The sequence below is a fragment of the Mycobacterium sp. genome (assembly GCF_035499775.1).
Lineage (GTDB): Bacteria > Actinomycetota > Actinomycetes > Mycobacteriales > Mycobacteriaceae > Mycobacterium.
Genome location: NZ_DATJYB010000192.1, coordinates 1 through 4,681 on the forward strand (window position 1 = coordinate 1; position 4,681 = coordinate 4,681).

Below are 4,681 nucleotides of genomic sequence, written 5' to 3' on the forward strand. Positions count from 1 at the left end.
CCGCTCGATGTCCACCGAGGCCGCGATGTCCATCGATCCCACCACGTCGGCGAACAGCACCGTCACCTGCTTGTACTCCGCATGGGCGTCGCGCCGCGTGACGGGTGCACCACAACCGTCACAGAATCGCGCACCCTCGCGCGGCGCGGCGCCACACGCGTGGCACGCGATCGCTACGGTCATCCGACCCTCCGCGGCGCCGTCCCCCTTGGTCCCGGTTCACCAGCATAGGGCGCTCGACGATTAGCAGCAGGGGTTTGATCAGGTCGCGATCAGCGACCTGCCTCCGCACGTTGAACGGCGGCCCAGGCGAGGAAGTGCAGTAGTCGAGTTGAGGAGGGGCAGTAGTCGACTACTGGATGCCGGCCTGCCGATTCATGTGAGGTTGGTCTGTGTAATACCTGGTCATTCTTTGCCGCCAGCGCGACTACGAGCTCCGGTCTTGTCCAGGTCGGCCCGACGAGCCAATGGGTGGACTGACATGTCGTATGTGATCTCAGCCCCGGAGATGATGACTTCGGCGGCAACGGATTTAGCCGGTATCGAATCGGCGCTCAGCGCAGCCCATGCGGCCGCGGCAACCCGGACGACGGGGCTACTGGCCGCGGCCGCGGATGAGGTGTCGGAGGCGATCGCGGCGCTGTTCTCCGTTCACGGCCAGGATTTTCAGGCACTAGGTGCGCAGGCGGCGGCGTTTCAAGACCAGTTTGCGCAGTCGTTGACGGCGAGTGCGGGCTCCTATGCCCATGCTGAGGCCGCCAATGTTGTTGCGCTGACGGCTAGTTCGGTGCAGACCCTCGAACGGGACGTGCTGGGTGTGATCAATGCGCCCTTGCAAGCGCTTACTGAACGTCCGCTACTCGGCACCGGAGCCACCGGGAACGGTTTCGCCTTCGGCCAGCAGGGAATTCGGCAGACCCCCACGACATTGGCCACCGGATTCACTGGGGCGGGAAACACGCTCCTCAACGGCATCTTCGGTTCGCCGGCTGATCCGCCGTCTGCGCAGCCAGGAACCTTCACCGGCACACCGTCGCTGCTAACCAGATTTGAAGACGCCACGTTATTGAAGGTGCCAGAGACTTTCTTTCATCTGCCCGTGGTGGAGGACCAACTCCTGACGCCAGGTTCCCCGCTTTCATCGCTGTTTGCTAACGCCAGCAACATCCCAGGACTATCGCTGGCCTTTCCCAACTCCCCGCCGAAGCTCGTGTCGTTGCTGCTGGGAGAAACGGTCCAGCACAACACATATGACGGGATGGACGTCGTCCAGATCACTCCGTCCCATCCTGACGGCGACTACGTGGTTGCCATTCACGGTGGCGGCATCTGCCCGCCCTTGATTTTCCACTGGCTCGATTACTCGTGGATGGCCCACCAGACCGGCGCGACCATCGAAGTGCCGCTGTACCCGTCGGTAGCGCAAGGCAGCACCGCTGGCGTGGTGGTGCCCAAGATGGCGGGCCTGATCTCCTCGGAGATTGACGCACACGGCGCTTCCCATGTCAGCGTGCTGGGTGACTCGGCGGGCGGCAGCATGGCCCTCGCGTCCGTCGAATACCTGGTGGCCAACAGCGAGGCCGTACCAGCGTCGATGGTGCTGCTGTCTCCAGTGCCAGACAATTCGTTCAGCAATCCGAACATTGCGTTGGTCGGCGGAAACTGGCTCCCCGCCTCGCTGCTGCAACCTCTCGGGAAGGAGTGGGCAGGCAATCTTCCCATAGACAACTACGAGGTGAGTCCGCTGCACGGGTCGCTCAACGGGCTCCCGCCGACCACCATCTATGCGGGCACCCAGGATCTAGTCGCACCCGATCTGCTTGTCCTCCAACAAGAAGCCGTCGCCCAAGGTGCCCCGATCAGCTTCGTACTGGCCAACGGCCAAACTCACGACTGGATCTTCATCACTCCGGACGGTGCGCGATACTGGCCGCAGATCTACCAGGAACTCGGTATCTAAAGGCGCGCTGCTGCAACAGCGCTCTAGGGAATGACCGTCGTCATGGCATTGCCTGGGCCCACGCGATATGCCCCTCGAGGCCAAGGGATTTCGCCATATCGCGATAGCGATCCCGGTATTCACGGTAGCGGGCCTCGTCACCGTGAGCCCGCGCCAGTAGAGCCCGAGGCCGTAGCAGCCAAATGTCACGTATCGCCAGACCCTCTTCGGCCGGCGCGGCGGCTAACCGCTCGATCGCGGCCGCGGTTTCGGCCACGTCATCGTCGGTGCCACGTTCGAGCAATGTCTCCACCAGAACACCCGTCGCTGGCATGCCCCACAGCAGCAGTTGTCCCTCGCGGACGAGATGGTCGGCGGCGGCGCGCAGGAGCGGGATGGCCTCATCGCGGTCTCCGCGCCGAGCCTTCTCACGCGCCAAATAGATGTCGACGAGCGGTAAATCGGCCAGCAAGTGTCCCCCGCCCAGCAGCGCTTCGCTGACCTCGGCCAGAAGTTTGTATCCGCGATCACGCTCCGCATCCGTTGGGCGCTGCAGCAGCGCACAGCCCAGCACCAACTGGGCAAGGTTCAATGCAACGTCGTCACTGGATCGTTGGGCAACCCGTAGCGCATCCTCCATCTCGCGCAGTGCATGATCGTCGGGCCTCAGCGCGCCTAGCGGTATCCCCGCGTAGACGTAAGCGACGACCTGCGCGTAGGACATGGGGTCGGTGCTGCGGGCCATGGCCACGCCATGCTTCAGGTCGTCGCGCCATCCGGGCCGACCCAGGAAGTACCGGGCGACAGCCCGCGAAGTGAAGGCCAGCGCTAACGGAGACCCGAGAAGGAAGTTGCCTCGAGACGGGTTACCGTCGGCCAGGTCGATGACTGCTTGTGACCACCGCAGCGGGTCACTGCCCTCGGCACACTGGATTTTGGTGTAGATCGGCGCGAAGGACAGCCCCACCGTCAGGGTCGGATCGTCGATCGAGTCGATGAGCAACATGGCTTCGGTTGCCAGCTGCGATGCCTCGTGCATCCGGGCGTGATATACGTGATCGATCACCAGCCCCGCCATGGCAATGGCCAGTGAGGTGCTGTCTCCGGCGGCGGTGCACAACTCCCGCAGTTCGTCGAAGCGGTTCCCGGCAACGTTCATATGGACGCGAAAGGCGTTCCCGCACAACATAGTGCGCGGAGCGACGCGCATGGCGGTTCGATTGAGGTCCGCGGCGGGTAACCCGTCGGCGATCTTGAGGGCGCGCTCCCAACTCAGTCGCGCTGCGCCGATGTCGCGGTGGGTCGCCCAGGTTGCAGCGCGCATATACCACTGATAGGCGGCGCGCAGATCATCGGCGGCCTCCAGGTGTTGGGCAATCAAGGCGGCGTTTTCCTCAACTGCTCCTGGGTCACCTGTTTCGATTGCGGCCGCGACGCGCCGGTGCAGCTCGCCACGATCCGATCTGAGCTGTGCCTCGTAGGCCACCGTGCGAATCAGCGGGTGGCGGAACGCGTACTCGGCGTTCGGGGTGAAGCGCACCTGATCGATCAGCTCGGCGCCCAGTAACTCGTCGACCACCGCATCGATCCCCAACGCGGCCAGCAGCTCCGCGCCGAAGCGTGCTCCGATCACCGATACCGCGTTCAGCGTGCGCTTGGCCGGGGCGGTCAGCCGGTCGATGCGCGCCTCGATGGCCGCCTGCACCGTGGCCGGCACACTCACCTCGGCGACATCGACCTGGCGCACGTAGCCACCACGCTCGCCTGCCAACACCCCGCGCTGAGCCAACTCGCGCACCATCTCCTCGGCGAAAAACGGATTCCCCGCGGCCCGCTCGGCGATGACCGCCGCCAGTCCGATGATCGAGGGATGCGACCCCAGCAACTCATCGATCAGCGCTTCGGTGTCCGAATCACCCAGGGGGGCAAGCGCGATCGTCTGCGCGCCGGGCACCCGTGTCAACGCCCCCTGGTACTCGGTCCGGGAGGTGATCAGCACCATCGACGGGGTTCGCGGGATGACGGTAAGGAAGTCGGCCAGCATCGACTCGCTGACCGCATCGATCCACTGGGCATCCTCGATGATGAATAGCGCCGGTTGGCCGCGCGCCAGCGACGCAGCGTTGATCAGTGTGGCAAACCGCCGCCGCCGCGCATCGGGGTCGATGGCGGGCATTGGCACGTCGGGGTCGGCGATACCGAGCAGATCATCGAGCAGCAGCACATCCTGTGGGTCGGCATCCGGGACTTGTTCCCGCAAGCGGGCGCGGGCGGTTTCGCTGTCGAGGTCAGCCACGCCGGTGCGCGCGCGCAGCAGTTGGGCCAGCGCGCGGAAGGGAATGTCACCGGCGTGGGATTCGCAGAAGGCCCAAAACACCTCCACCCCGCGGCCGGCCGCCATCGCCGCCGTCTCGCGGGCCGTGCGGCTCTTGCCGATCCCCGGCGGTCCCACCACGCCGACCACACCGCCGCGGCTACCGATCGCGCGCTCCAACATGGCATCGAGGGCGGCCATCTCCCAGCGCCGACCGACCAGGCTCGACTCCGTGCGCCCGACCAGCCCATCCCGAGGGCCGATCCCGATCAGCCGACGCGCGGAAACCGGTTCGTCGAACCCCTTGATGCGCACCCACTCCGGTTCACCCAGCGTCACAGTGTGCTCGACCAGCCGCGCTGTCGAAGCGCTGAGCATCACCCCGCCCGGCGGAGCTACCGATTCCATCCGGTGGGCAAACCCGACGG

General features: G+C 65.3%; 3 protein-coding genes. 1 reads left to right on the top strand and 2 read right to left on the bottom strand.

Translation table 11 applies throughout. The features are described from left to right. A partial coding sequence (locus VML93_RS12795; RefSeq protein ID WP_325611068.1) for a hypothetical protein occupies nucleotides 1-183 on the bottom strand: 183 nt, incomplete at its 3' end. 298 nt (nucleotides 184-481) lie between these two features. On the opposite strand from VML93_RS12795, the gene VML93_RS12800 reads away from it, so the two are divergent. Continuing rightward, the gene (locus VML93_RS12800; protein ID WP_325611069.1) at nucleotides 482-1,960 is read left to right on the top strand and encodes a PE domain-containing protein; all 1,479 of its coding nucleotides are present in this window, start codon (nucleotides 482-484) and stop codon (nucleotides 1,958-1,960) included. Nucleotides 1,961-2,000: 40 nt separating this feature from the next. Here the strand turns inward: VML93_RS12800 and VML93_RS12805 are convergent. Further along, the coding region (locus VML93_RS12805; protein ID WP_325611071.1) for an ATP-binding protein at nucleotides 2,001-4,681 on the bottom strand (2,681 nt) is incomplete at its 5' end.

What these genes read in the sequence shown, in the direction of transcription:
- VML93_RS12800 (WP_325611069.1), top strand. Translation starts at nt 482, where the DNA reads ATGTCGTATGTGATCTCAGCCCCGGAGATGATGACTTCGGCGGCAACG.